Origin of the sequence: Tropicibacter sp. S64, assembly GCF_049803835.1 — a bacterium.
Taxonomy (GTDB): domain Bacteria; phylum Pseudomonadota; class Alphaproteobacteria; order Rhodobacterales; family Rhodobacteraceae; genus Pacificoceanicola.
Genome location: NZ_JBNAGK010000016.1, coordinates 68,907 through 95,436, shown reverse-complemented (window position 1 = coordinate 95,436; position 26,530 = coordinate 68,907). Strand labels below are relative to the sequence as shown.

At 67.3% G+C, this 26,530-nt stretch carries 24 protein-coding genes; 10 read left to right on the top strand and 14 right to left on the bottom strand.

Features of this window, described 5'->3' with window-relative positions; all coding sequences use genetic code 11:
• Positions 1-4: 4 nt before the first annotated feature.
• The 14 genes from ACP159_RS21930 to ACP159_RS21865 all read right to left on the bottom strand — a co-directional run bounded on the left by ACP159_RS21930 (position 5) and on the right by ACP159_RS21865 (position 15,646).
• On the bottom strand, positions 5-982 hold the full coding sequence (locus ACP159_RS21930; RefSeq protein ID WP_425101863.1) for an ABC transporter ATP-binding protein: 978 nt from the start codon (positions 980-982) through the stop codon (positions 5-7).
• Complete coding sequence (locus ACP159_RS21925; protein ID WP_425101862.1) at positions 979-2,025, bottom strand: ABC transporter ATP-binding protein; 1,047 nt, start codon at positions 2,023-2,025, stop codon at positions 979-981. The genes ACP159_RS21930 and ACP159_RS21925 overlap by 4 nt, the downstream gene beginning before the upstream one ends.
• Positions 2,012-2,899, bottom strand: coding sequence for an ABC transporter permease (locus ACP159_RS21920; protein ID WP_425101861.1), 888 nt, complete (start codon positions 2,897-2,899; stop codon positions 2,012-2,014). The genes ACP159_RS21925 and ACP159_RS21920 overlap by 14 nt, the downstream gene beginning before the upstream one ends.
• A gap of 3 nt (positions 2,900-2,902) precedes the next feature.
• A complete protein-coding gene (locus ACP159_RS21915) occupies positions 2,903-3,856 on the bottom strand; it encodes an ABC transporter permease (RefSeq protein WP_425101860.1) in 954 nt (317 codons plus the stop codon).
• 59 nt (positions 3,857-3,915) lie between these two features.
• Positions 3,916-5,511: an ABC transporter substrate-binding protein gene (locus ACP159_RS21910; RefSeq protein WP_425101859.1), complete on the bottom strand. Its 1,596-nt coding sequence runs from the start codon at positions 5,509-5,511 to the stop codon at positions 3,916-3,918.
• A 218-nt stretch (positions 5,512-5,729) separates the two neighbouring features.
• Positions 5,730-6,368: an aspartate/glutamate racemase family protein gene (locus ACP159_RS21905; RefSeq protein WP_425101858.1), complete on the bottom strand. Its 639-nt coding sequence runs from the start codon at positions 6,366-6,368 to the stop codon at positions 5,730-5,732.
• Between the two features lie 128 nt (positions 6,369-6,496).
• A complete protein-coding gene (locus ACP159_RS21900) occupies positions 6,497-7,555 on the bottom strand; it encodes a Gfo/Idh/MocA family protein (RefSeq protein ID WP_425101857.1) in 1,059 nt (352 codons plus the stop codon).
• Complete coding sequence (locus tag ACP159_RS21895) at positions 7,552-8,556, bottom strand: Gfo/Idh/MocA family protein (protein WP_425101856.1); 1,005 nt, start codon at positions 8,554-8,556, stop codon at positions 7,552-7,554. Before ACP159_RS21895 ends, ACP159_RS21900 begins: the two co-directional genes overlap by 4 nt.
• Before the next feature lie 93 nt (positions 8,557-8,649).
• A complete protein-coding gene (locus ACP159_RS21890; protein WP_425101855.1) occupies positions 8,650-9,654 on the bottom strand; it encodes a Gfo/Idh/MocA family protein in 1,005 nt (334 codons plus the stop codon).
• Positions 9,651-10,733 carry an ABC transporter ATP-binding protein gene (locus ACP159_RS21885; protein WP_425101854.1) on the bottom strand — a complete coding sequence of 361 codons (1,083 nt, stop codon included), beginning with the start codon at positions 10,731-10,733 and terminating at the stop codon, positions 9,651-9,653. The genes ACP159_RS21890 and ACP159_RS21885 overlap by 4 nt, the downstream gene beginning before the upstream one ends.
• A complete protein-coding gene (locus ACP159_RS21880; protein WP_425101853.1) occupies positions 10,730-11,812 on the bottom strand; it encodes a carbohydrate ABC transporter permease in 1,083 nt (360 codons plus the stop codon). Before ACP159_RS21880 ends, ACP159_RS21885 begins: the two co-directional genes overlap by 4 nt.
• Before the next feature lies 1 nt (position 11,813).
• Positions 11,814-13,244, bottom strand: a complete 1,431-nt coding sequence (locus tag ACP159_RS21875; protein WP_425101852.1) for a carbohydrate ABC transporter permease — start codon at positions 13,242-13,244, stop codon at positions 11,814-11,816.
• A gap of 77 nt (positions 13,245-13,321) precedes the next feature.
• Entirely contained in the window at positions 13,322-14,596 is a 1,275-nt protein-coding gene (locus ACP159_RS21870) for an ABC transporter substrate-binding protein (protein ID WP_425101851.1), read from the bottom strand.
• Positions 14,597-14,707: 111 nt separating this feature from the next.
• Positions 14,708-15,646 (bottom strand): alpha/beta hydrolase family protein, encoded by a 939-nt coding sequence (locus ACP159_RS21865; RefSeq protein WP_425101850.1) that lies wholly within the window; start codon positions 15,644-15,646, stop codon positions 14,708-14,710.
• 82 nt (positions 15,647-15,728) lie between these two features.
• On the opposite strand from ACP159_RS21865, the gene ACP159_RS21860 reads away from it, so the two are divergent.
• The 10 genes from ACP159_RS21860 (at position 15,729) to ACP159_RS21815 (ending at position 26,530) form a co-directional block, all read left to right on the top strand.
• Positions 15,729-18,194 (top strand): hypothetical protein, encoded by a 2,466-nt coding sequence (locus tag ACP159_RS21860; RefSeq protein WP_425101849.1) that lies wholly within the window; start codon positions 15,729-15,731, stop codon positions 18,192-18,194.
• Positions 18,191-19,243: a glycoside hydrolase family 88/105 protein gene (locus ACP159_RS21855; protein ID WP_425101848.1), complete on the top strand. Its 1,053-nt coding sequence runs from the start codon at positions 18,191-18,193 to the stop codon at positions 19,241-19,243. The genes ACP159_RS21860 and ACP159_RS21855 overlap by 4 nt, the downstream gene beginning before the upstream one ends.
• Before the next feature lie 3 nt (positions 19,244-19,246).
• Positions 19,247-20,155 carry an alpha/beta hydrolase fold domain-containing protein gene (locus tag ACP159_RS21850; RefSeq protein ID WP_425101847.1) on the top strand — a complete coding sequence of 303 codons (909 nt, stop codon included), beginning with the start codon at positions 19,247-19,249 and terminating at the stop codon, positions 20,153-20,155.
• 224 nt (positions 20,156-20,379) lie between these two features.
• Positions 20,380-20,607 (top strand): hypothetical protein, encoded by a 228-nt coding sequence (locus ACP159_RS21845; RefSeq protein WP_425101846.1) that lies wholly within the window; start codon positions 20,380-20,382, stop codon positions 20,605-20,607.
• A gap of 177 nt (positions 20,608-20,784) precedes the next feature.
• Positions 20,785-22,656 (top strand): hypothetical protein, encoded by a 1,872-nt coding sequence (locus tag ACP159_RS21840; protein WP_425101845.1) that lies wholly within the window; start codon positions 20,785-20,787, stop codon positions 22,654-22,656.
• A complete protein-coding gene (locus tag ACP159_RS21835; protein ID WP_425101844.1) occupies positions 22,653-23,645 on the top strand; it encodes an NAD-dependent epimerase/dehydratase family protein in 993 nt (330 codons plus the stop codon). Before ACP159_RS21840 ends, ACP159_RS21835 begins: the two co-directional genes overlap by 4 nt.
• A complete protein-coding gene (locus ACP159_RS21830) occupies positions 23,642-24,226 on the top strand; it encodes an NAD(P)H-dependent oxidoreductase (RefSeq protein ID WP_425101843.1) in 585 nt (194 codons plus the stop codon). The genes ACP159_RS21835 and ACP159_RS21830 overlap by 4 nt, the downstream gene beginning before the upstream one ends.
• A complete protein-coding gene (locus tag ACP159_RS21825; protein ID WP_425101842.1) occupies positions 24,223-24,903 on the top strand; it encodes a class I SAM-dependent methyltransferase in 681 nt (226 codons plus the stop codon). Before ACP159_RS21830 ends, ACP159_RS21825 begins: the two co-directional genes overlap by 4 nt.
• Positions 24,900-25,958, top strand: coding sequence for a pyridoxal phosphate-dependent aminotransferase (locus tag ACP159_RS21820; protein ID WP_425101841.1), 1,059 nt, complete (start codon positions 24,900-24,902; stop codon positions 25,956-25,958). Before ACP159_RS21825 ends, ACP159_RS21820 begins: the two co-directional genes overlap by 4 nt.
• A complete protein-coding gene (locus ACP159_RS21815) occupies positions 25,955-26,530 on the top strand; it encodes an NADPH-dependent FMN reductase (protein ID WP_425101840.1) in 576 nt (191 codons plus the stop codon). Before ACP159_RS21820 ends, ACP159_RS21815 begins: the two co-directional genes overlap by 4 nt.

Here is a 26,530-nt window from a genome sequence, read left to right as displayed (position 1 = left end):
GGCCTCATTCGGCGGCAATCGGGGTTTCCGCGTGCAGGCAGGCGACGCGGCGCCGCGCCCAGGGTTCGCGCATCGGCGGCAGCCCCCCGCGGCAGGCTTCGGTTACCCTGGCACAGCGCGGGGCAAAGGAGCAGGCATCCGGTTTCACCTCCAGCGCGGGCGGCGCACCGGGGATGGCGTTGAGCCGGGTTCCGCGCTCCACATCATGCAGGTTGGCCGCCAGAAGCCCTTGCGTATAGGGGTGCATCCCGTCGCGGATGATCTCCCGCGTGGTGCCCTCCTCGACGATCTGCCCGGCGTACATGACCGCGACGCGTTCGGAGATTTCCACCGCCACGCCGATGTCATGGGTGACGAAGATCACCCCCATCCCAAACTCTTTCTGCAACTCGCGCAGGAGCAGCAGGATCTGGATCTGCACCGTGGCGTCGAGCGCCGTGGTCGGCTCGTCCGCCAGCAAGAGCCGGGGGCGGCAGGCCAGCGCCAGCGCGATCATCACCCGCTGCCGCATTCCGCCGGAGAGTTCGTGCGGATAATTGTGCAACCGGCGGTTGGCCGAGGGGATGCGCACCCGGTCGAGCATGTCGAGCGCGGTCGAGAGCGCATCGGCCTTCGAGACCCCCTTGTGCCGCATCACTGCCTCGGCGATCTGGTGGCCCACGGTGTAAACCGGGTCCAGCGCCAACGCCGGTTCCTGGAACACCATCGACACATCGCCGCCCCGGTAGCGTTGCAGCGCCTTGCCGGAGAGCGACAGCACGTCGGTGCCGCCCATGTGGATCGACCCTTCGATCTGCGTGCGCTTCGGCGGCAGCAGGCCCAGCAAGGCCTTCAGCGTCACCGATTTGCCGGAGCCACTCTCACCGAGCAGCGCCAGCGTCTCGCCCTGCTGCATGGTGAGCGAAACATCGTTGATCGCATGCACCGTGCGCTTGCCGGTGAAGCGGACCGTCAGGTTGCGGATGTCGAGCAGGTTGGTCATTCCGGCACCCCCTGCCCGGCCCTCGGATGGCCAGACCCCGTGTCGTGCAGGTGACAGGCAACCCTGTGCGCGGCATTGGCCGCCAGCCCCGCGAGGCGTGGTGCCTTGCTCTTGCAGATCTCGGAGGCAAAGCGGCAGCGGGTATGAAAACGGCAGCCGGACGGCGGGTTGATCGGGTTGGGCGGATCGCCGGTCAGCGGCGGCTCCATCGTGCGGTTTTCCGGGTCCATGGAAGGCATCGCCCCGAACAGGGAGCGCGTGTAGGGATGCGCCTGGCTCTGCCAGATGCTGTCCACCGGCGCCACCTCCACCACCTCGCCAAGGTACATGACCAGGATGCGGTCGGAGATATAGCGCACGACGTTGAGGTCGTGGCTGATGAAGATGTAGGTCAGGCCGAACTCGTCGCGCAGGTCCGACAGCAGGTTCAGCACCTGCGCCTCAACCGACTTGTCGAGCGCCGAAACGGCTTCGTCCAGCACCACGAGGCGCGGCGACATGGCCAGCGCCCGGGCGATGTTCACCCGCTGCCGCTGACCGCCGGAGAGTTCGTGCGGATAGCGGTGGGCAAAGCGGTCCGGGTCGAGCCCGACGCGGTCCATCATCTTCCGCGCCAGCCCCTGCGGATCACCCAGCCCCTGCACCCTGGCTCCGAAGGCCACGGAGTCGAGAATGGTCAGGCGGGGGTTCAGCGTGGCATAGCTGTCCTGAAAGACCATCTGCACGCCCTTGCGCAACTCTTTCAGCGGCAGGGCCCGGCCGAGCGGCAACCCGTCGAAGATAATGTCGCCCTTGTCCTTCTCGGTCAGGCCGATGAGCAGCTTTGCAGTCGTGGACTTGCCGCAGCCGCTCTCGCCGACGATGCCGAGGGTCTCGCCCTTCTTCACCTCGAACGAGACTCCATCGACCGCCTGCACTTTCGCCTGCGTGCGGCCCAGCAGACCGCCCCGCACCGGGAAGTGCTTTTGCAGGTCCTTCACGATCAGCAGCGGCTGGGCCGGGCCGCCCGTATCCTTCGTAGGGGCGTATTCAGTCGCGGACATTCATGGCACTCCTCAGGCCGTCGCTCAGCAGGTTCAGGCACAACGAGGTGATGAAGATCATCACCCCCGGCAGCGCCGAGAGCCACGGGTTGACGTAGATCGCCGAGCGCAGGGTGTTGAGCATCAGCCCCCACTCCGGTTCCGGTGGGCGCACGCCGATGCCAAGAAACGACAGGCCGGCGGCAAGGATCATGCACACGCTGGTCAGCGAGCTGGCATAGACGAAGATCGGCGAGAGCACGTTGCCGATGACATGCACCCGGATCACCGTCCAGGCGCTGGCCCCGGTGGCGCGGGCGGCGTCGATGTAGTCAAGCGCCCGGACACCGGAGGTGACGGCTTCGGCGACGCGGGTGATCGGCGGGACGAAGACGATGGTCAGCGAGACGAGGCTGTTCAGTATGCCCGCCCCCAGCGCCCCGGAAATGGCGATGGCCAGCAGAACGGAGGGGAAGGCAAAGAACACATCCACCGTGCGCATGATGATGGTGTTGGTCATGCCGCCGACATAGCCGGCAACGATCCCGAGGGCGGAGCCGATGAAGAAGGCGAAGACCACCGGCATCAACCCGATGAACAGCGTCAGCCGCCCGCCGTAGATCAATCGGGCCAGCATGTCCCGGCCCTGCTCGTCCGTGCCGAGCGGGTGGCCTTCGGTCCCCAAAGGCTTCAGGCGGGCGATCATCGACCCCTTGTAGGGATCGGCAAGCCCGAGCCACGGCGCGAAGATCGCGGCGAGGATCAGCGCGAGCACCACCCCGGCGCAGAGCATCGTCAGCGGGTCGCGCATGAGCCGCGCACCGACGCCGGCCCAATAGCCCTGCGGCTTGGCCACCGGGGCGGGTTCGACGGCGAGAGTCTCGGAAAGGGCCATGGGTCAGGTCCTTTGAATGCGGGGGTCGATGGCGGCCTGCACCACGTCGACGATCAGGTTCATTGCCACGAAGAACAGCGCCAGCACGAGAATGGTGCCCTGCAACAGCGGCAGGTCGCGCTGGAAGATGGCGTTGGACAACAGGAAGCCTGAGCCGGGCCAGTTGAACACCGTCTCGATCAGGATCGACCCGCCGAGCAGGTAGCCCAGTTGCAGCCCCATGACCGACAGCGCGGTGGCGGCGGCGTTGCGGGCGACGTGACGCAGCACATCGGCACGGCTCATGCCCTTGGCGTAGAGCGCCATGACGAAATCCATCGTCAGGATGTCTCCCGCCAGCGCCCGCACCGTGCGCGAGACGATGCCGATGGGCACCACGGCCAGAGTGACGGCGGGCAGGATCAGGTGACGCATGTGCGCCCAGTTCCATTCCCATTCGGACGAGCCCCCCGGCCCCGCGCCCATGGAGGGCAGCCAGCCGAGGTTGACGGAGAAGATGATGACGAGGACGATTCCGAGCCAGTAATTCGGCACCGACACCCCCGCGATGGAGATCGCCGTGACGGCCCGGTCGATCCAGGTGTCGCGGAAATACCCCGCGAGGAAACCGAGGAAGATGCCGATGGGAAAGGCAATGAGCGCGGCGGTCAGCGCCAGCAGCAGCGAGTTCTGCACCGCGCCGAAAACCTCGCCCGCGACGGGCCGCCCGGTGGCGATGGACTTGCCCATGTCGCCCTGCACCAGGTTGCCGATCCAGATCGCGTATTGCACGGGCAGCGGCTTGTCGAGGCCATAGGCGGCGCGCATCTCCGCCTGTTCCTCGGCGGTGGCGTCCACCGGCATGATGGCCGTCAGGGGATCGCCCGGCGCAATCTGCACCAGCATGAAACAGATGACGGAGACGCCAAAGGCCACGGGAAGGACGAGGATCAGGCGTCGGATCAGGTAAGTCAGCACAGTCTTGTTCTTTCAGGGAAAAGCCCCCGCCCGCTTGGGTCGGGCGGGGGTGGGAAGCCTCATTCCATGGTGATGGAGGAGAAGTTCTGGTACCAGTTCTGCGCCTGCACGAAGCCCTTCACCTTTGGGGACATCGCCCGCGGTGCCACGTCATGCGTGACGAAGAGGAACAGCGCATCGTTGACGTATTTCTCATGCGTCGCCTTCAGCACCGCGTCCTGTTCGACGGGATCGAAGGTGGTCTTGATCTTGTCGAACAGCCCCTGCATCTCCTCGTCGCAGTAGTGGCCCCAGTTGGTACCGTTGGGCGCGATCAGGTTGCAGTCGAGGTGCCGGATCAGCCCGGTGAACGGGTCCTGGATGAAGTAGGTGAAGTTGATCGACTGGCTGCCCTCGACCGCCGGATCGGCGGCACCGGCGCGCCACAGGTTGATCATCTGGTTCCACTCGACGACCATGAACTCGACGTCGATCCAGACCTCGGCGAGGCTCTGCTGCACGAATTCGTTCATCGGCAGCGGCAGCATCTGGCCCGACCCCGACGGCGAGATCAGCGCCTTCACCGTCAGACGGTTGTCCGGGCCGTAGCCCGCCTCTTCCATCAGCGCCTTGGCCGCGTCGAGGTTGTAGGAGGGGTCGAACTCCGGATTGCCGAACCACTGCGAGGACGGCGGCAGGAAGCCCTTCGCCGGGACCATCAGCCCGCCGAGCAGCGGCATCATGCTCTCGCGGTCGATTGCCATGTTCGCGGCCTTGCGCACCCGGATGTCATTCCAGGGCGACCCTTCGAGCCGCGACAGGTGCCAGGTCCAGTTGTGCGGATAGGCGTTCGAGGAGATGACGAAGCCGTTGCCCTCCATCGCCGGGATGGTGTCCGGCGCGGGCGCCTCGATCCAGTCCACCTGCCCTGACATCAGCGCGGCGGAACGGGCGTTCGGCTCGGGCAGCGGGATCAGCACCATCTCGTCAAGCTGCGGGATGCGCGTCTCGTCCCAGTAGTCCGGGTTGGGCACCAGAACGGCGCGTTCGCGCGGCACGAAGGTTTCCAGCTTCCAGGGGCCGGTGCCCGAGGGTGAGGCCGCGACCTTCTCCCAGTCCTTGTCCATCGCCTCCCAGTTCGCCTTGGACGACATCAGGATCCACGCCAGCTGATAAGGCAGCGTCGCGTCCGGTGTCTTCGTCGTGATCTCCAGCGTCAGATCGTCGATGGCCCTGTAGGAGGCCACGGCGGGAATGCGCGACTTGCCCTGCGCCGCCTGCCGCGAATCGTATTGCTCGGAGGTGTCCACCAGCAGCTTGTCGAAGTTCCAGACCGCCACCTCGGCGGTGAAGGGCGAGCCGTCGTGGAAGGTCACGCCCTCGCGCAGCTTCAGCGTCCAGGTCAGCTGGTCCTCGCCCACCGACCATTCGGTCGCAAGGCCGGGGATCAGCACGGAGGGCTTGTCGGCGCTTGTCAGGTCCCACTCGATCAGCGAGTCGTAGACCGTGTAGCCCATGAAACGCATGCCTTCGCCGCCCTGGTCGGTCTGGCCGGTGGTAAGGGGAATGTCGGCGGCGGTCATGCCGACCCGCAGCGTGCCTTCGGCCTGCGCGAGGGTGCCGCAGAACAGCGCCACGGCGGTGGCAAGAGCGCTGACGCTCCGGGATAGTCTCATTGTCTGTTCCTCTCTGTCATGTCCGCGCTTGGCCGCGCGGGTTCGTTTGTCGGGGCAGCCCGTCGGGGGGCGACCATGACAAGAGGGTGACAAGGGTGATTTCGCACTGGCCAGCGAGGAAACGTGTCAGAGGGCGTTACCGCTCACTGCATTCGGCGGTGATGCACAGGAATTCGGCAGATTGATGCTGCACTGCCGCATAAAGCGGCATCGTCAACTCAGGTTTTTCCGGACTGGCCGAGCCGCGCCGCCATCATCCGCGCCGCGGCCCGGATCGGCGCAATCAGGGGCACGGGTGCATGCGGCGAGAGCCGGTCCGCCGCCTCGCCAAGTGGCCCGCCCCCGACGATCACCGCCTGAGCACCGGCCTGTGCAGCCCGCAGCGTCGCATCCATCAGCGCGGCGTCCAGCGCGGCGGCATCCCGCATGAGGTCCAGCGGATCGCCCGCCGTCAGCACGCAGCCGACGTACCGCGCCGCACCCGCTCGTTCCGTCATCAACGCGTCGATACGGCTCTGGAGGCCCGGCGTGGTGGTGGCCACGGCGAAGGCGCCAAAGGCCGCCGCCTCCTGCGCGGCCGCCTCGCCTATGCCGACGACGGGGCATACAAGCCGCCGCGCCAGCTCAGCCCGCCCCGGATCGCCGAAGGCCGACACGATCACGCCGTCGGCGGGCGGCAGTTCTGCCTGACCGATGAGCCGCGCCGCCGCATCCAACGCGTCCGGCCCGGTGATCATCCCCGGTCCCCCCGGTGCGGTCCATCCGGTGACATCCGGAAGGATCTGCGACGCGATGGCGACCATGGCGTCGGTCGTCGCGGCATTGCTGTTCGGGTTCATCAGAATGACCCCGGGCATGGCTGGCCTCCCCGGTCGTTGCCGGACAACGCTACGCGGTCTTCCAAAGCTGCGCCAACGGGTTCACCGCCCGTGCGCCAGCGCCGGGCGGTTTGCGGCCATAGTCGACCAATTTGCAGGCAGAGTGCTTACGGCATCCAGCTCTGGTACAGAGGATGCTCCGCGCTGATCGGCAGAACCACCGGCATTCCCGTGCGGCCCGAGTGATAGCAGGCGGTGACGAACTCAAGGCTGCGGCGACCGTCGACGAGGGTCACCTCGCGGCCCGGCGTGCCGTCGAGCGCGTCCGAGAGCGCCTCGAACATGCCCGCGTAGCCGGTCTTCGCCGATTGAACCTGTGCCAGAACCGCGTCGATCTCCGCCTGTTGCCGGGGCGCACGGGCGGTGAAGGTCCAACCTTTCTCTGCGGGCGCATAGGGGGCGTGGGAGGATTCCACCGTGAAACCCTCGAACATCAGGCGCAACCGGCTGATGTTCCCGGCGCAGCCGAGCGTCACCGACGAGGTGATGACCGCGCCCGACTCCATGCGGATCGACAACGCGGCGCAATCCTCGACCTCGATCTCGTTAACCCGCGTGGCAAGCTCCGCATGGACCCGGGCGACGGGGCCGAGCACCGAAGGCAGCAGGTCGTGGATGTGGATGGCGTGGCCGAGCAGCGCCCCGCCCTGCTCGCCCGCCCATGTGCCGCGCCAGTCCACCGCGTAATAGGCGGCGTCGCGGTCCCAATGGGTTTCCAGCGACCCGGCATAACAGCGCCCGGCCAGCCCCGCCTCGATCAGCGCGTGCAGCTGCGCGGTGCCGAGGCCGTAGCGGTACTGGAACACCGGCGAGAGGAACCCGCCGGTCTCTGCAACCTTCGCCGCCAGCGCATCGGCTTCGGCCAGCGAGGAGACCATGGGCTTTTCGCAGACCACGATCTTGCCCGCTTCCAACGCCGCCATGCAGGTCTTGAAATGCAGGTGCGGGGGCAGGCAGATGTCGACGATGTCGACCTCCGGGTCTTCGAGAACGGCGGTGAAATCGGCGGTGACGCCGACGCCGGGGTACTTGTCCGCAACGCCCTTGGCGCGGGTTTCATTGAGGTCGCAGATCGCCTTGACCGTGAACAGCTCCGGCAGGGCGGCAAAGCCCGCCATATGCTGTTCGCCGATCCCGGCGCCGACGATGACAACGGTTCTGGTCATTTGGCTTCGGCTTTCATTTGCGCGGAGATGGCGATGTGCATGGTGCGGAAGGTGTGCGCCTGCGGCGCGGCGGTTTCGGTGCGGTCCTGCACGTCCGCGACGAGGCGCGGGAAATACGGCAGATCGGCGTCGGAGCAGTCGATATGCCGGTTTTCGGTGCCGTTCACGAGGTAGAGGTTGTCGGTGCGGTGCGGTTGTCCGATGTCGGTGTACTTGCGGCATTCGATGGTGCCCTCGGTGCCGAGCAGGAACAGCCGTCCGTCACCCCATGTGGGCAGACCGTTCGGGGTGAACCAGTCGAGCCGCAGGTAGCCATGGCCCTTGTCGCCCACGAGGGTCATCTCGCCGAAATCCTGGAAACCGGGGTGTTCGGGCATGGTGGTGTTCTCCACCAGCGCATGGCCGACCGTGACCTCCGTGGAGCCGGTGAAATGCAGGAACTGGTCCACCTGATGGCTGCCGATGTCGGTGAGGATGCCGCCATAGCGCTCGCGCTTGAAGTACCAGTCGGGGCGCGTCTTGAGGTTCTGCTTGTGCGGAGCGAGGGTGACGACCTGCACGACGCGGCCAATCGCGCCCTCGGCGACCAATTCGGAGGCGCGGGTGGTCGAGCGGACCTCGAAGCGTTCGGAGAAGTTGACGGACCAGATGCGGCCGGTGCGGGCCTGACAGGCCTTGATCGCCTCGAGCTGCTCCAGCGTGGTGCAGCCGGGCTTGTCCACCATCACGTCCTTGCCCGCCTCCATCGCCTCGATGGCCAGCGCGGCCCGGTCAGCGGGGACTGCGGAGATCAGAACCATCGTGACCGCCGGATCGTCGAGGATGGCCCGCCGGTCCGGGACCTTTTCGAGATGCGGGAAGGTTTCGTTGAACTTGGCTTCGGTGACGGCGGGACCGTCGGTCCAGTAGTGCGTGCAGGTGCAGCCCTGCGCGGTCATGTTGCCGAGCATTCCGAAGATGTGGCCATGGTCGATGCCAAGGACGCCGAGTTTGAAGGGCATGGGGTCTCTCGTGTTGTGTCGCGTCCCGGGCTTGCCCCGGGAGCTCATGGGATTCCGGTGAGGCTCCGGGGCAGGCCCGGGGCTGTGTGGTGCTTACAGTCTGATCGTCTGCTCCGACCGCGCCGAACGTTCCAGCGTGTCGATGAGCCGGTGCACGTCCAGCGCCGCGCGCCCGGGGATCAGCGGCGGGCGGGCGTCGCGCAGGCTCGTGGCGAAATCCTCGATGACGAAACGGTGCCAGTCGGAAGTGAAGGCCATCGGGTCCGCGCCCGCGCCGGAGGTGGCCGCCGCGCCGAGGGTCTCGGACCGCCCGTCCTGCCACGACAGCCGCAACTCCCCGGCTTCGAGATGCGCGGAGCCATGTTCGAAGTGCAGCGTGATGGTCTCGCCCCGTCCCGGGAAGCTGGCCGTGGTGGCAAAGAGTTGCCCCACCGCGCCATTCTGGAACCGCAGGCCGGCGCAAACGAAATCCTCCGCTTCCATCTCGTGAAACCGCGTGGTCGCGGCCATGGCAGTCACAGCCGACACCGGGCCGGTTAGAGACAACATCAGGTCGAGCGTGTGGATCGCCTGCGAGATCATCACCCCGCCGCCGTCACGGGCATAGGTGCCGCGCCCCGGTTCGTTGTAATAGGCCTGCGGCCGCCACCACGGAACATTGACCTCGGCGGCGCGGAGACGGCCGAGCTCGGTCATCACGCGCCGCAGGTCGGCGACCACGGGCCGCGCCCGGTGTTGCAGCACGATGCCAAGCGGCACACCCCGCGCCTCGCACATCTCGACCAAGGCCGTGGCCTGCGAGACCGTCCGCTCCACCGGCTTTTCCATCAGGATCGGCTTGCCCGCCGCGCTGAGCGTGTCGACGATCTCCGCACGGGCGTTCGGCGGCGTTGTAAGAATGACGAAATCCACGTCAGAGGCCGCGACAGCCTCGACACTCTCCGCCTCGGCGGCACCAAGGGTCGGCCATGTCTCAAGGAACGCCTTGCGGCTCTTGGCCGAACGCGCATGCACCAACGCAAGGTCGATGTCACTGTTCGCCAACGCATCGCCATAGGTCTTCGAGACCATGCCGAGGCCGATCAGGGCGCACTTCATGCCGTCATCTCCATCGCCACTTCGTCGGGGCCGAAGATGTGGAAACTGTCGGTGTGGAAGGTCACACCGATCGTTTGCCCGCGTTTCAGCGGGATCTGCCGGGGCTGTTGCACGGTCAGGGTCTCGCCATTGGCGAAGGCGCCATAGATATAGGTCACCGCACCCAGCTGTTCGTAGTTCTGCACGGTGATCTGCTCGTCGCCATGCCCGTCCAGCGAGACCCCGATCGCCTCCGGCCGGATGCCGAGCGTCACCGCATCCCCTGCACCCGGCGACACCACCGGCACGTCGCGCACCATGCCGCAGTCGAGTTTCAGCACCTTGCCGTCCAGCCTGCCGTTCAGGAAGTTCATCTGCGGCGCGCCGATGAACCCGGCGACGAACTTGTTCGCCGGGTGATTGTAGAGGTCGAGCGGACGTCCGACCTGCTCGATCCGCCCGCCGCGCAGGACCACGATACGGTCGGCCATCGTCATGGCTTCCACCTGGTCGTGGGTGACGTAGATCATCGTGTTGCCCAGTTGCGCGTGCAGGTTGGAAATCTCCACCCGCATCTGCAGGCGCAATTCGGCGTCGAGGTTCGAGAGAGGCTCGTCGAACAGGAAGATGATCGGCTCGCGCACGATGGCCCGGCCAATGGCGACGCGCTGGCGCTGCCCGCCCGACAGCTGCCCCGGGCGGCGCTCCAGAAGCTGGTCGATCTGCAGGAGCTTCGCCGCATCATCCACCCGCTTGGCAATCTGCGCCTTCGGCATGTTGATGTTCTCGAGCCCGAAACTGAGGTTCGCCCGGACGGACATGTGCGGGTAAAGCGCGTAGCTCTGGAATACCATGCTCAGCCCGCGCTCGGACGCCGGCACCGAGTTCACCCGCTTGCCCTGCAGCAGGATGTCCCCGGACGTCGGATCGTCGAGGCCCGCAATGAGCCGCAGGAGCGTGGACTTGCCGCAGCCGGACGGGCCGACGAAGACCACGAACTCGCCCTCGGGAATGTCGAGGTCGATGCCGTGGATCACGTTCACTGCGCCAAAGGATTTGCGGATCTGGCGCAGTTCCAGCGCGTTCGAAGTCTCGGTCATTTCAGCCCCGTTGTCGCGATGCCGGTGGTGATGAAACGTTGCAGCCAGACGAACACCAAAGTGATCGGCAGCAAGGTCACCACGGTCATGGCAAGGATGTAGTGGAAGTCGGTGTTGAACTCGCCCGCGAACTGGGTGAGGCCCAGTTGCAGCGTGTGGGCGTTCGGGTCGGAGATCAGCACGATCAGCGGCCAGAGGAAATCGTTCCAGCGCCAGATCACGCTGAGGATGGCGAGCACGCTGAGCGCGGGCAGTGACAGCGGAATGATGATGCGCCAGAAGATGCGCCATTCGGAAGCCGCATCCATCCGCGCCGCTTCGAGCAGCTCGTCCGGGATGGTCAGCATGTACTGACGCAGCAGGAACACGCCGGTGGGCGTGGCGGCGGCGGGGATGATCACGCCCCAGAGCGAGCCGAAGATGCCGAAGGACCAGACCACGAAGAACAGCGAGACGAGGATGATGGAGGCGGGGATCAGCAGCGTCGCCACGATCAGGATGGTAAAGGTCAGCCGCCCCCGGAAGCGGTATTTCGACAGGGCAAAGCCCGCCATTGCGTTGATCAGCAGCGTCAGCAGCGTCGCCACCACCGTGACGAAGACGGAGTTGAACAGGTAGGTGAAGAAGTTGAAATTCTCCTGCCCGTTCCGTTTCAGCACCGGGTCGAGGTAATTCTCCACCGCAACGCGGATCTCCTCATGCGGGGTCAGGGTGTCCCGGGGCACGGTGAAGACATCCTGCGGCGCGTCCGGTCTCGCGACATCGGTTTCCTTGCGCGTCGGCCCGGCCTTGAAGACCAGCGTCTCCTTGCCGTCCTCGTCCGTGTAGACCCAAAGATCCTTTGCGCCCTCCCCGGGGATCTCCGCGCTGATCTGATCATACGGCAGGATGCGGGTGTCGAAGTTGTCCACCGCCCGTTCCGGCTTGATCGAGGTGAAGAAAGTCCAGGCAACGGGCACCAGAACGATCAGCACGCCAAGCGCGAGATAGGCATAGGCGAGGAAATCGGTGATGCCGAAACGATCGGCCTTGTCGGGGCTGCCGGCGGTGCGGGTGAGGAAGGTGGCAAGACGGCTCATGTCAAAGCTCCGATTGGCGGCGGGTCAGCCAGAGCTGGAAGAAGGTGAAGAAAGCGATGATGAAGGCCATCAGCACCGAGCCCGCCGCCGCCTGACCGTAATCGGGCTGCGAGCCGGAACTGGCAAAGGCGACCTCGTAGATGTTCTGCACGATCATGTAGGTCTCGCGACCCGGCCCGCCGCCGGTCAGCAGGTAGACCTCGTCGAAGATCTGGAAGCTGCGGATCAGCGACAGCACGATCACCACGGTGAGCGTCGGCATGATCAGTGGCAGGGTGATGCGGGTGAAGGCGCGGAGCGGCCGCGTCGAGTCCATCTTCGCGGCCTCGTAGAGATCGCGCGGAATGGCCTGCAGCCCCGCCAGCAGGATCAGCATGTAGAAACCCATGTGGCTCCAGCAGAAGACGAAGACCAGCCAGAAGAAGGGCCATCCGGTGTTGGGCGTGACCAGCCAGTTGTTCGGGCGGTAGCGGCCCATGTCGAAGACGGTGGAGAACTGGATCGTCAGGAGCATGACGGCGGCCAGGGCGGCCAGGGCGAAGATCGCGGGGCGGGCGATGGCCTTGCCCGAGGCCACGATCCAGACCAGCGCGACCCCGAGACCGGCGCCAATCCAGCCGCTGCCGGTGAGGCCCAGCATCGACAGCGGGTTGGACCAGAGCGTCAGCAGCGCGAAGATCACGGCAAAGACGGCGGTCCATGTGGTCGAGGGTTCGTCCGAGGCTCGCAGGGCGCGCTCCGTCACCACGATCAGCACTATGGCGAGGATCACCGTGGCCACCATGTCGAACCCCGCCATCCCGGCCAGCCCGTTCAGGGCACCGTTGATCTCTTCCATGCCCGCGTTCAGCACACCCTTGCGGTGCAGGACCCAGTTCCAGATGTTGGCAATCACCACCGGCGAGAGCATCACCGGATAGAAGAACATCGCCCGCCAGAACCCGCGCCCCTTGATGTCCCGGTTTACCACCAGCGCCGTCAGCAGCGCCGCGCCGCAGAGGATCGGCACCTGGATCACCACGAACCAGAGCGTGTTGTAAAGTCCGGTAAAGAAGTTGTAGCCCGCGTTGGAGCAGGTCTTCGGCACGAGGTAATCCTCGCAGGCGAAAATGTCGGCGTATTTCTCGAAGCCCACCCAGGGCCGGTCGAACAGGACGATCGAGGAGCCGCCGGTGAAGGAGACGTAGAAGTTCAGGATCATCGGCGCGAAGGTGAACAGGCCGAAGATCAGCATGTTCGGCAGCAGCAGCGCATAGGGCACCCCGCCCCGGCCGAAAACGCTCTGTGCCAGTTCGACCGGAAACCCGAGCAGGTCCATGGCAAACCGCCCCACCTGTGTCAGCCGGTAGCGGCGGGTCGTGAGCAGCCACAGCGTGCCGCCCAGCCCCCAGGCCAGCATGAGTCCAAGCATCAGGCTACCAGCCAGTGACATGGCGTTACTCCGTTCGGGTCAAGAATGTGCAGGGCAGAGGCGCCGGACCAGTCGGGCCCGGCGCCGATCCGGGCGGTTTACTTCACCGCTTCACGGATCTTTTCCAGCGCTTCGTCGACGGTCAGATCGTCGTTCAACGCTGCCGAGAGATACTCGACCGTGGCGTTGTAGATCTTGAAGCCGATGGGGCTGCCCTGAAGCTGGTAGGCCTGCGGGGTTTCCTCGGCGGCCACGGCGGCCATCTTCGTGAAGGCCATCAGGCCCTCGGCCACGTTCTCGCTGGCCCCGGCGCCGGCATAGTCAAGCCCTTCGGCCTGCAGCGTCGCATTGGCGGGGATCGCATAGGTGCGGGTGTACCACTCGCGGGCCTGCTCGGTTTCACCCATCCAGGCCACGAACCCCGCCGCGGCGGCTTCCCGCTCCGCGTCGCCGGACTTGAACGCCACGAGACCCGCGCCGCCCGGCATCACGCCACAGCCCGCCGGACCACAGGGCACAGGCACCACGGTCCAGTCGAAGTTGTCGCCGACGTTGGACTGCACGTTGCCGGTGTTCCACGAACCGGACATGTAGAACGGCACTTCCTGGCCGAAGAACATCTCGTTGCCATTGGCGTATTTCGCGCCGGAGACGGCGGGCCAGACGTCGGGCGGCATCAGGCCGGACTTGTGCCAGTCCACCATCATCCGGGCGAATTTTTCGTAGCCCTCGTCGATGACCAGCGTGCCGTCGTCGTTGAAGTACTTCGCGCCGTAGGACATCGCCGGACCGGCGAAGCGGTGGCCGGAGCGGTCCATGACCATCCCGGCATAGCTGCCAAGGGCCTCCTGCACCTGCCGGGTCGCCTCGGCCCAGTCCTCCCAGGTCGCGCCCGGCTCAGGCAGGTCGACGCCCGCCTCTTCGAACATGGTCAGGTTGACGTACGGGCCGGTCACCGTCATCTCGGTGTGGAAGCCGTAGATGCCGCCTTCCTTGCCCGCGCGATACCACGGCAGCACGGCGCCATAATCCGCCTCCCAGGCCGCCGCATCGACGTAGGGCGTCAGGTCGACATAATAGGGATTCATCCCGCCGAGGTCGGTGACGAAGGCCAGGTCGGGGCCGGTTCCGGCCTCGAGCTGCACCGGCAGCTGCTCGCGGATCACGTTGTAACCCACCGTGTTGAGCGTGATGTTCACATCCGGATGCGATTCCTTGTAGCGCGCGGCGAACTCGGAAATGATGTTCGCCTTGCCGTCCACGTCCGAAATCATGAAATCCAGATCGACCGCCAGCGCCGGTGTCGCCGCGCCGAAGGCCGCGATGATCAGAGCGGCCCGAGACAGTCCGCCTTTCTTCAGAAGTCGTGTCATGCTTTCCTCCCGTTTGGTTTTATCCTCACCCCGGGGCGGACTCTCCTCCGCCGCCCCGAAAGTGTCACACTAATATATCAGTGCCGACCATGGCGACAGGCGCGGCATTCGTCAACTGCTTTGCATAGGGTTCTGTCGCGTCAGTTTTGTGACCCCCCGCGATGGTCCGGCGAGCGCCGCTTCTAGGAAGGACAGGCAGGTTTCCCGCATCAGAGGCGTCTCCTCGTGCCCGGCGTCCGGCTCCACGACAAAGCGCAGGCGATCCGGCACGCCAGCATTTCCGTAGGCGGCCTCCAGCGCGGTCCGGCCCTGCGTGAACGCGGGCTCGGGGGTGCTCCAGTCGCGCAATCCGACGCAATGCAACAGCGGTGTCGGTGCGGCGAGGCCGCTCAGCGTGCCGCTGTCCACGACCGGCAGCAACCCCGGCACCGTCATGTAGATGCCGTGCCCGTCATGAGCGCCCAGGTCCACCAGGGTTTCGAGATCGGCAAAGCAGGCCAGGCTGACCGCCGCCGCGAATCCCGGCATCATCGCCGCCAGCCACCAGGCCAGCGTGCCGCCCATGGAGATGCCCATGACGGCGATCCGGTCCGGGTCCACGCCCGGCTGCGCGGCCAGCCAGTCCCGCGCCGCCCGCTGCTCGCCCAGCATCCGGCCAAAGAGCGTCCGGCCCTGCCAGAGCATCGCCTTTGCCCGCGCCGATTCGCCCGGCGTGCAGCGGCTGCCGAAACAGGGCATTTCAAGGCAGAGCACGCCCCACCCCCGCGCTACGAGCTCCGCCAGATAGGGGGACGGCAAGGCGGGTCTGCCGTCCGTCAGCTCGCTGATTCCGATGTCATACCTGTTGCCGTGGGCATGGCAGTACAGCACCGCCGCGCCGGTTCTGGACGGCGCATGCAGCGCCCGGGCAGTCTCTCCGTCCGCGGTCTCGAACAGCACCTCGCGCAGGCACGCGGAATCGTGCGGGCGATGATCCAGCACGCGCAGACGCGCCTCTGTCCAGTCCGGACCGAGCAGGTCCGCAATCCGTTCCCGCAGCGCCTTGGCCATCCTCATCCCCCGATCCCGCACAGCATTGCAAGCCGTCCGACTTGCCGTCAATACTGCGCCCGAGGCGGAGGAGAGCAGCCCGATGACAGACTGGACAAGGCTTGCCCTTGGCGCGGCGGTGCCCGGCTGGGCCATGGCCGAGACGAAGGAAACCCCCTTCCCCGGCACGGCCCGCCCGATGCCCGACACGGTGGATTACCGATTCGTCAACGGATGGGTGAACACCGGGGACCTGCCGTGCCGGGAGGCGTTGAAGGCGTCGCTGCCCGCGCGGCGCATCCCCTGTCCGGACGGGCCATTCCCGGATCTCGTGCTGGCGGGGCCGGACGGGGAAATCGACTTTTCCCGTTTCTGTCACCGGCCCACCCTGATCACCCGCGCCTTCCGCTGCCTGATTCGGGGCGCTCCCGGGGTGCAGGCGCGGTTTCGCGTGGCAACCTGCGGCGGGGTGCGGCTGTGGCTCGATGGCGAGCCTCTGGCCCCGTTCGAGCCGTTCACCCGCAACACCCCGCAATCGGGCGCCGTCACCGTCACCCTGAGCGGCGAGACCCAGACCCTCACCCTCCGGCTCGAAGACCTGCACGAGCGCGACACCACCTGTTTCTTCGCGTTGGTTCTGGAGAGTGGCGATGTGGAAACTGCCCTGCCCGAGGGTTTCGACACTGACGCGGTGCGGGACGCCGGCAAGGTCCTCGCCGCGCTCAGGACGGACCGCCTGTTCCATGAACCCGGCGACACAATCCGCCTCGTCACCGATGTTCCGCCTGCCGCGTCCCTGCCCGTCCGCATCCATGGCCCACTTCCGTTCGGCCGCGGCGGGCTGACACTGGACCCGGCGGATACCCCCGTCACGGACACCCATCTCGGACCGCAGACGCCCGCCATCGACCTCGGCCCCGCCGGGAAAAGGCCCCCAGGCTGCCTCTCCATCACCGTCGAAATCACCGTCAGCGGCGCGCGCCTGCGCCGCCAGCTCGGCACCACCGTTCTGCACCCGGGCACAGCGCTCGGCGGCACCCTGTCCGGGCGCCGGGCCAAAGCCCGGGCACGGATTGCCAATGCGGGTGGCTTCGACCCTTCCGTGGCGCTGTGCCTCGCCGCCGAAGGCATCGATCCGGAGCGCCGAGACCGGATCATCTCCGCCGCGCTCGACACGATCGAGGCGCGCTGGGACTGCTCTGACTTCTCGATCCTGCCGTTGCTCCGGCTCTTCCGCGATTACCGCGATACCCTGCCCGAAACCCTTGCCGAACGGATGCGCGAGGCTTTCCTCGGCTATCGCTACTGGCTCGACGAGCCGGGCGACGATGTCATGTGGTTCTGGTCCGAGAATCACGTCCTGTGTTTCCACACCGCGCAGCGGGTCGCCGGGGATCTCTTTCCGGAGGAGACCTTTGCGAACTCCGGCCTCACGGGACGCGAGCAAGCCGCAAGAGCCACAGCGCGGCTGCACCGCTGGTTCGACGCCATCGACCGTGACGGGCTGTGCGAGTGGAACTCCGCCGCCTATTACCCCATCGACCTGCTCGGCCTGCTGACCCTGCACGATATGGCCCCGGACCTGCGGCCGCGCGCGAAATCCGTGCTCGATCCGATCTTCGTCATGGCCGCCCTGCACACGACCGGCCGCGTGCCCGCCGGATCGCAGGGGCGGTGCTACGAAAAGGAGTTGCTCGCCGGGCCGCATACCGAACTCGGCAGCGTCATGGCGCTGGCTCTGGACCTGCCGTTTTCCACCGGCTACGACCGCGCCACCGGCCTGCTTTGCCTGTCGGACTACGCCCCGCCCGAGCGGCTCGCACAGCTCTCCGCCCCGCCCGAGGGCCAGACCCTCCGCGCCTCCTATACCCAGGGCCACGACCATGCGGGCCGCCTGACGCTCTGGAAAAGCGCCGCCGCGCAGCTTTCGACCGTGCGCCCGCATTACCCCGGCAGCAAGGGCCATCAGGCTCAGGTAATCGACGTGCAGCTGGCCTGTCATCCGCTCGCCCGGCTCTGGATCAACCACCCGGGCGAGGCGCGGGCCTGGGGCGAGCGCCGCCCCTCCCTGCTTGCCGGAAGCCATGTCACTCCCGCCGCCATACAGGACGGGCCGACCGCGCTCATGGTCTTCGACGTGGACCGCCCCTGGACTGCCCTGCCCTGCGCCCAGCTGTTCGCCGCGCCGGAGGCCTTCGGCACACCTGCCCGGGCTGGCGACTGGCATGTCTTCGCCGATCAGGTCGGCGTCTGGTGCTCGACGCCGCTCGTCTGCGAGGCGGAGGGCTTCTTCGGCGGGGCGCTCTGGCGGGCACATGCCGCGCAGACCGGCTGGTGCGTCACGCTGCGCCTGCCGGAGGAAAGCGCGGAGGCCTTCGCCCGGCGACTGTCCACGACAATCCCCGTCTTCGACGGGACCGCCCTGTCGCTCGACGCCTGCGGCCTGACCCTCGACGCCTCAGGTTCCGCGACAAAGAACGGCAGCCCCCTGCCCTTCGCTCCGCTGTCTTCCGTTCCGCAGGTCGCCTGGAACGACCATCCGCTTCAGCCCTGGGACATTACCCCATGACCGAGATAGACACCGCCATCGCCCGCCTCTCCCTCGGTTTCGCCCGGCTCAAGGGCATCGGCGAAGCCGACGCGCAAGACACCGATGAAATCCTTTTCGACGAATGGGACTGGGAAGTCGGCGTCGGCCTCTACGGCGCCTTCCGCGAGGCCGAAGCCCGGGGCGACCAAGCCACCTTCGACAGGCTCGGGCGCTGGTACGACCGCCAGATCGCGCGGGGTCTGCCGCCCCGGCAGGTCAATTCCACCGCCCCCATGCTCGCCCTCGCCTGCCTTGCCGAACGTCTCGAACGCGCGGACTGGCGCGCGCTCTGCCTCGACTGGGCGGACTGGCTGGTCAACGACCTGCCGCGCACGGAGGAAGACGGCTTCGAGCATGTGGTGAAGGAAGGCCGCCGCCCCGGCCAGCTCTGGGACGACACCCTCGTCATGGCCGTCCTCTTCCTCGCCCAGACCGGCCGCATGTCAGGTCGCGATGACCTCGTCGCCGAGGCGCATTACCAGTTCCTCGTACACATCCGCTTCCTCGCCGATCCCGAGACCGGGCTGTTCTTCCACGGCTGGACCTTCGAGGGGCGGCACCATTTCGCGCGGGCGCGATGGGCGCGGGGCAATGCCTGGGTCTCCATCGCCATTCCCGAACTCTTCACCATCGCGCCGCCGCAGGACCCGGTCCTGCGCCGCTACCTGCAAACCGTGCTGCAAAGCCAGATGGCCACCGTCGCCCGCCTCCAGCGCCCCGATGGCATGGTCCACACCCTGCTCGACGATCCTTCCGGTCCGGTGGAGGCCTCCGCCACCGCAGGCTTCGGCTATGCCGCGCTTGCCGGTCTGCGCGAGGGCCTCTTGCCGCCAGAAGCCCGGATCGTCGCGGAACGGGCTCGGGACGCCATCCTCGCCCGCATCGGTCCGGACGGCATCCTCGCCGATGTCTCTGACGGCACGCCCATGGGCGACACGCTGGCCTTCTACAACGCGCTGCCGAACGTCGCGGCGCCGTACGGGCAGGCGCTTGGCCTCCTGTTCCTCACCGAATTGCAGCGGAGCTGAGCCATGGAGAACGACGGATACACGGACGCCCTCGCGCAGGAGCCGCAGGCCCTGTTGACCGAGCATTTCCCGCTGGCGGATGGCTCCCGCTACTGGCCGACCCTGGCCTATGCGTTGACCATCGGCTACCGGCCCATGATGCTTGACCTGCGCGTGCCCCAAGGCCCCGGCCCGCATCCCCTGGTCATCTACATCCATGGCGGCGCGTGGTATCTCGGCACGCCGAAGTACAACAACGCCGCGCTGCGCGCCCTGCGGATCGAAGACCGCCTGCTCGATGCGGGCTATGCCATGGCCCGGATCTCCTACCGCCTGTCGTCCGAGGCGAAATGGCCCGCGCAACTGCACGACTGCAAGGCCGCCGTCCGTTTCCTGCGCCACCATGCCGGGCGCTTTGCCCTCGACCCGGACCGCTTCGCCGTCATGGGGGAAAGCGCCGGGGGCCACCTCGCCGCCATGGTGGCGCTGACCGGCGACGATCCCGCGCACGAGGGGGAGATCGGCGAGACCGGCACGTCTTCTGCCGTGCAGGCCGCGATCAACTGGTACGGGGCGACGGACCTCAGCCGCTTCCGCACCGACGGCACCCGCCCGCCCATGCAGGGCATCGTCGCCCACCGGCCCGAGGACCTGCTCGTCGGGGACGGCTCCGAGGCCCCGCGCGAAACCCTGCGGCAGGCCTCCCCCGTCGCCCATGTCACCGCCAAGGCCCCGCCTTTCCTGCACCAACACGGCGACACCGACCGCCTCGTCACCCATGACCACGCGGTCCAGTTGCACCAACTGCTTTGTGATGCGGGCGCGCCCTCGGAACTCGACATCGTTTCCGGGGCAGACCACTGTTTTCATGGCGCGACATCGGACGCCATCCTGGACCGCACCATCGCCTTCCTGAACGCCCGTCTGGCCTGACCGCCCTCCGGCCCGGCCACCGCCGACCCGTTACACACCGCCCGCCTCCCGGGCAGGTGTTGCAACGCGTTTTTCACGGAGGGTTTCGGAAGTGGCTTACTATTGCGTGTGTTAATTTATTCCGATCAACACAGGGTTGACTTTTCGACGCCAGGCCCGCACATTTCATGCGCCGACATTATTCAATTCGTTGTTGTCTTCACTTTATTTTCATGGAGGAAAACATGAGACCCACAATCAATCGTAAAGCCCAATTTGCAGTGATCTCCACCAAGCAGCTGCGCGCGATCAACCCGCTGGACGACAAGCAGGTCGTCGAGGCGCAGTCCGAGGTCAGCAAGGAAATGATCGCGGCGCTTGAGGAAATGGTCAACGCGGCCAAGGCCGGACGGCTCGCGGGCGAGGAAGTGCTCGCCATGGGGGCCATTGCCTGGGCTGCTCCGCAGCTCTGACTCCGCCGGTTCGCGGGCCGTCCTTGATGGCCCGTGGCCGTTTCAGGTGCACGCATGCAAACCGGGCCGGCACGATAACCCGTGTTGGAGCGACAGCGAAGCATTGACGGCACGGCCCGATAGCGCGGGCGCGTGCACCTGATTCAATTCATGCATTCATTTTCAGGGGGAATTTCCATGAAACGGTCCCAGCTTCTCTTGCCGCCAGCCGGTGACCCGGCGAAACGCATCTGGATCACCCTGCCCATCGGCGCGCATGCAGAAGACAGCGCGGCCCGGGCGATCGAAAGCCCGGCACAGCCGATCACCGTCGTCAATCCTTCTGGCGATCTTGCCACCTTCGCCACCGCCCTGCCGGTGCTGCGCGCCGTGCAACGGCGTCTTGCCGGGGTTCCGGTGACGCCGGATCTTGGCAGCGTGATTGCCGCCATGGAGGAGGCCTGTCAGGTCGAGGCGCGGCTCGACGCCAGCGGCGGGCTGGAACAGGCCGCGCAACAGAACGGTGATGCCCTCGCCGCGCTGCGCCGGATCAGCCGCGAAAGCGCCGAGAGCAGCACCCTGATCGACCGTGCCGCCCGCAGCCTGAACGCCGCCCTGTCCCGCCTCGACATCAGCCATGTCGTGATCCTGAACGCCGAACGCATCGACCGGCCCACGCTGAAGATGCTCGCCCGCGCCTGTCTCATCGACCCGGCGGAGGCGCGGACCATCTGGATCTGGACGGAGGCCCGCCTGCCCGCGCCAACCGCTGCGTCGTCCTTCGCCGCCCGGCTGGACCTGCCGCAGCATGCCCGGCGCGGCATCCTCGCGGCCATTCGCGCGGTGCTCGACCCCGTACAACACGACGAGGCCGCCGATCAGACCCTGATTGCCGCGCCGAAACCCCGGAAAACCCCGGATTTCGGCATCGGAGGCGCGACGGGTCGGCTCGCCAATCTCAACTATGACGGGGCGGCGGATTGGGTCGCGCAGCAGACAAAGCCGGATGTCGACACCTGCCGCCTTGCCGCGCTGCTGATGGTCAATCTCGGCCTGAACGACGCCGCCATCGACACACTCGCCCACGCGGTCACGTTGAACACCGCCCCGACGCTGCGCTGCCACATGTGGTATGTGTCCGGCCTGATCTGGTCGAAGCGCCGCTACAACGTCGCGCGGAGCAACCGCTGTTTCGACCTCGCCGAAGCCGCACTTGAACAGGCCGGGCCGGACGATCCCGGCGATCCCGCCATGGAACGCGCCTGGGTCCACAATGGCCGGGCGATGAACGCGGTTCTGGCCGCGCGGTTTGCCGGGCAGCCCATCAAGGATGCCTTCCCCGTCGCCTTCGACCACCTCCGCCGGGCGTCCGACCTGGTGCGCGAGGGCCGCAGCCGCGACCGAGTCTACCTGCGTTACAACCTCCTTGGCAACATGAGCAACCTCATGGAAATCGGGGGAAATCATCCGCTGGCGCTGGACCTTCTGAACCGCACCTTCGATGAATCTCTGGCAAAGGGCAGCGCCAACGAGCGCGAATGGCTGGCACAACAGCGTTGCATGCGGGCCGCGCTCATGGCCCGCGCCGGAGATGCCGCCTTCGCCGCGCCGGTCTTTGCGGAAGCCCGCGCCCTGATGCAGGAGACCGACCGCCCCATCGGCGCGGAGGCGCTGGCCCGCTCGCAGGCCACCGCGCTCTACCAGAGCGGCGACCTTGACGCCGCCCGCGCGGTCTTTGCCACCGGCATCGGCGAGGCGCGTGCCCTGCGCAGCCGTCTCGGGCTGGAAACCCATCTCGCCGGTCTGGCCGCCTGCGACCTGGCGCTCGGGCGAGAGCAAGACGCGCTGAGCATTCTGGAGCAAATCGGCAAGGAAGAGGACGTCTGGCCCGTCGATGCCGCCGCGCTGGCGCGGCGCGATCTCTCCGGGCTGCGCATCCGGGACACCTATTACGGCCTCTCGCTCTCCATCCCGGAGGTCGATCTCGAAGACATGGCCCCGGCCTCCATCGCGGGCGCCTTGCGGGGCCGCGCATCGGAGGTCGCCTCGGCCCGGGCGGTGGAGCGATGACCGCGCCCCGGGTTGACGCCCCGGCCTGCGCGGTGCTCGGCACCGGCCAGATCGGCACATTCGCCATCCGCGCACTGGTCGAGGCGGGCTGGCAGGTCACCGCCGCCGACAAGGCCCCCGCCGCCAGCTTCGTGCGCCGATACGGGCAGTTCGACGGCAGGCTCGCCGCGCTGGACGTGACCGATGCGCGGACCGTTCGGGACTTCTTCGCCGATTCCGGGCCGCACGATGCGGTGATCTTCGCCGCCGGTCTGACCGGGCACAAGGCCATCGCCGACCCGGACACCGCGCGGCACATCGCGGTGCAAGGCGTGCGCACTGTCGGGGCGGAGATGATCGCCCGCGGCATTCCCCGTCTCGTCGCGGTCAGCAGCCTCGCCGTCTATGACACGCCAAACGCAGGGATCAAGGCGATCCCCGAGAGCGCCCCCACCGCCGGTCCCATCGGCCCCTATGGCTCGGTGATCCGCGCCATGGAAGCGGCGCTCCAGGACCTCGGCCAAAGCGACGCGCTCGCCATCCGCATCCTGCGCACCGCCGGGGTCTTCGGCCCCAACCGCTTCGACCACGGCAGCCATTCCTCGCAACTGGTCGAACACCTTCTCTACGGCGCGATGCAGGGGATGCCGATCCGCCTGCAAGGCGATTGGGAGGATTGTGACGACATGATCTATGCCCGCGACGTGGGCCGTGCGCTGGCTGCCGCCGCCGCGCTCGAAACACCGGGGCTGGAGATCATCAACGTCGGCACCGCCCGCACCACCTCCCTGCGTGACCTGGTTCGCACCATCGAGTCCGTCGCGGGCCGGGCCGATGTCACGCTGGAGCCGCGCCACGCGCCCAGCCGCCCGATCACCCGCCCGCCCTTGCAGGTCAGCCGCATGGCGCAGGTGCTCGGCCCGACCCGATACGATCTAGACGCCGCGATCCGCGATTTCGCACGCGAAACAAACCTGATCGCCGCCGAAGCAGAAGGAGCTTCGTCATGACAGACCCCCACACCCTCCTCGCGGTCTGCGCTTCGCTGAAACCGGCGCCGGGGCGCAGTGAGCCCTCCGCCTGCCGTGAACTGCTGCGCCACGCCACAGGCTACCTGGGACGCGTCGTGCCGGGCATCGGCACGCTCGATCTGCGCGAGGCCGCCCTGCCCGGGTTCGAGGGGCTTCTGCCGCAGGAGCATCCGGAGCCGCAGGTCCGCGCCACGCACACGCAGGTGGCGCGAGCCAAGGGCCTGATCCTCTCGGTCCCGGCCTATTGGGGCGGCGTTGGCAGCACGTTCAAGGCCTTCGTCGAGGTGATGTGCGGCCCTGCCTATGCGGACGGCGTGCGCTCGCCCTTCGAGGGCAAGCCCGTGGTTTCGCTGCTCGTCGGCTCCGATCCCCTGTCCGCCCGCGAAGGGGCTAGCCAACTCGCCACCATCCTCGCCGCCGTCGGTGCGCGGCAGGTTGCGCCGCCCGTGGTCGTCCCCGATCCCGCCGCCCCCGGCGCAGGGGAGGCGGCCGTGCAGGCACTCATCGCCGCCTCCGCGCAACTGGCGCAGGCCGTCCTGACCCCGGGAGAACCCGCATGACTGCCGAACAGCAAAGTGACCCCCTCGCCGCCATCGTCGACACCGCCGCCGCGCTGCTGAGCCACGCAGGGCTGGCCGACGGATGGCCGCCCTTCGATGTCGGCGCCTACCGGACCGCGCAGCGCCGGATCGAGCCGACCTTCGAGGTGCCGCAGACCACCATCAGCCCGGTGATGCGCCGGATGCTGTTTCACATCGGCTACAGCGCTGTGCCGCGCCACATCTACGCCGCCGGCAGCTATGTCGGCTTTGCTTTCGCCTGGCTGGTTGCCGGACGGGACGCCCGGCCCGGGGCTTTCACTGCGCGAGGTACGGACATCGACGCGCGGGCCACGCAGATTGCCACCCGCAACCTCGCGCATCTGCGGCCCGGTGGTGTCACGCTCGCCACATGCGATGCCCGCGAGGACCTGCGCCACGATGGCCCGCCCATCGACCTGCTGTTCATCGACGTGGACGAGCCGGACGGGCGCAAGGACGCCTATACGGAGATTGCCCGGATCGCCCGGGGACGCCTCGCCCCCGGGGCGCTGGTGCTCGCGCACGATCCGCTGGTGCCGCTTTTTGCCCGGGACTTCGCCCGGTATCACGCGTTCCTGAGCGATGATCCCGGCTTCGGCCCGACCGTGACCCTGCCGCTCGACGACTGCGGGCTGGACGTGACGAGGGTGTCATGACCGGGCCGGTCAACCTGTCGCTCGGGACGCTGGACCCGCAGTATTGCGGCAAGGCTCCGGACACATCCAGCGCCTACGCCCCGCGCCACGGCCTGCCGATCCTGCGCCAGCTCCTCGCGCAGCGCCATGGTGTCACGCCGGAGCAAGTGGCGATCTTCGCCGGGGCGTCGATGGCGCTGACCTGCGCGTTTCATGCCGTGCCGAGGGACAAGCCCGTCCTGATCCCCTGCCCCGGCTTTCCTGCCTATCGCGGCGTGCTGGATCTGATCGGGCGGACGGCGCTGCCCTACGCTCTGGACGACGATTGGCTGCCGAAGCTGGAGCGGACGCTCGCGCGACATTCTGTCGGGGCGCTCCTGCTCAACTCACCCGGCAATCCCCTCGGCAACGTCATCCCCGATGCCGACCGCCAGCGCCTGCTGACCATCGCTTTCGAGACCACGGTCATCCTCGACGAGACCTACGCCGGTCTCGAATTCCCCGGCAGCGGCGCCACCGGCCCGCTGATCGGAGAAGCCCCCGGCGCGATCCGCATTGGCAGCTTTTCCAAACGGTTCGCCGCGCCGGGGCTGCGCATCGGCTATGCCATCGCGGACCCCGCGACGATCCACACTCTCGCGGACATCAACTGGCTGCTGGCCATGTCGCCGGGTACGAACGACCAGCTTCACGCTGCGGAGTTGCTGGTCGAGGACCTCAAGACGCCGCACCGTCAGGCCCGGACCGCTTCCGCGCTGGAAGCCGCCTGCGACACGGCGCTGAGCGCCCTCGCAAGGCACGGCATCACTGCCCGCCGCCCCTCCGGCGGGCCGCTGCTCTGGATCAGCCTGCCCGGCGCAGCGGGCACCGGACTCGACCTTGCCCGACACTGTCAGACCCACGCGGGGATCGTCGCCACGCCCGGCGAGGCCTTCGGATATTCAGGCGCACCCGCCCTGCGCTGCTGCTTTGCCCTGCCACCAGAGACCATCACGCCAGTCTTCGATCGCCTTGGCGCGGCATTGGCGGGCTGGCAGAATGCGGCACAGCGGCCTACACTCGCCGACGTACCATGAGCAAGATCCTGATCATACCCGGCAGCCTGCGCCACCCGTCGCACACCTGCGGCCTGTGCGCGGACCTCGCGCAGATGCTCGGCTCCCTCGGGCACGCCGCCACGATCTTCGACCAGCGCGAAACGCCCCTCCCCTTGCACGACTCGGTTTATCACAAGGCTCCGGCCGAAAGCCCCGACGCGGCGGTGCGCAGCCTCGTCAGCCTGGCCACCGAGGCGAGCGGCTTCATCCTCGCTTCGCCGATCTACCACAACGGGCCGAGCGGCGTGCTGAAGAACGCGCTGGACCATCTCGCCATCCCGCAGTTCGCCTTCAAGCCGGTCGGCCTTGCCAGCCACGGCGGCAACCGGACCAGTCAGGCGGTTGACCAGATGCGGCTGTGGACGCGCGGTCTTGCCGGACACGCCATCGTCACCCAGGTCTGCACCCAGAACAGCGACTACGCGGCAGGCGAAACCGGCGATCCGACAGTGACCGACACCGCGATCCGTGCCCGCATGGAGCGCTTCTGCCGCGAGCTTTCGGTGATGGCGCAGACATTGGCAGTAACCCGTCCGGCGCTGCTGTCCTGA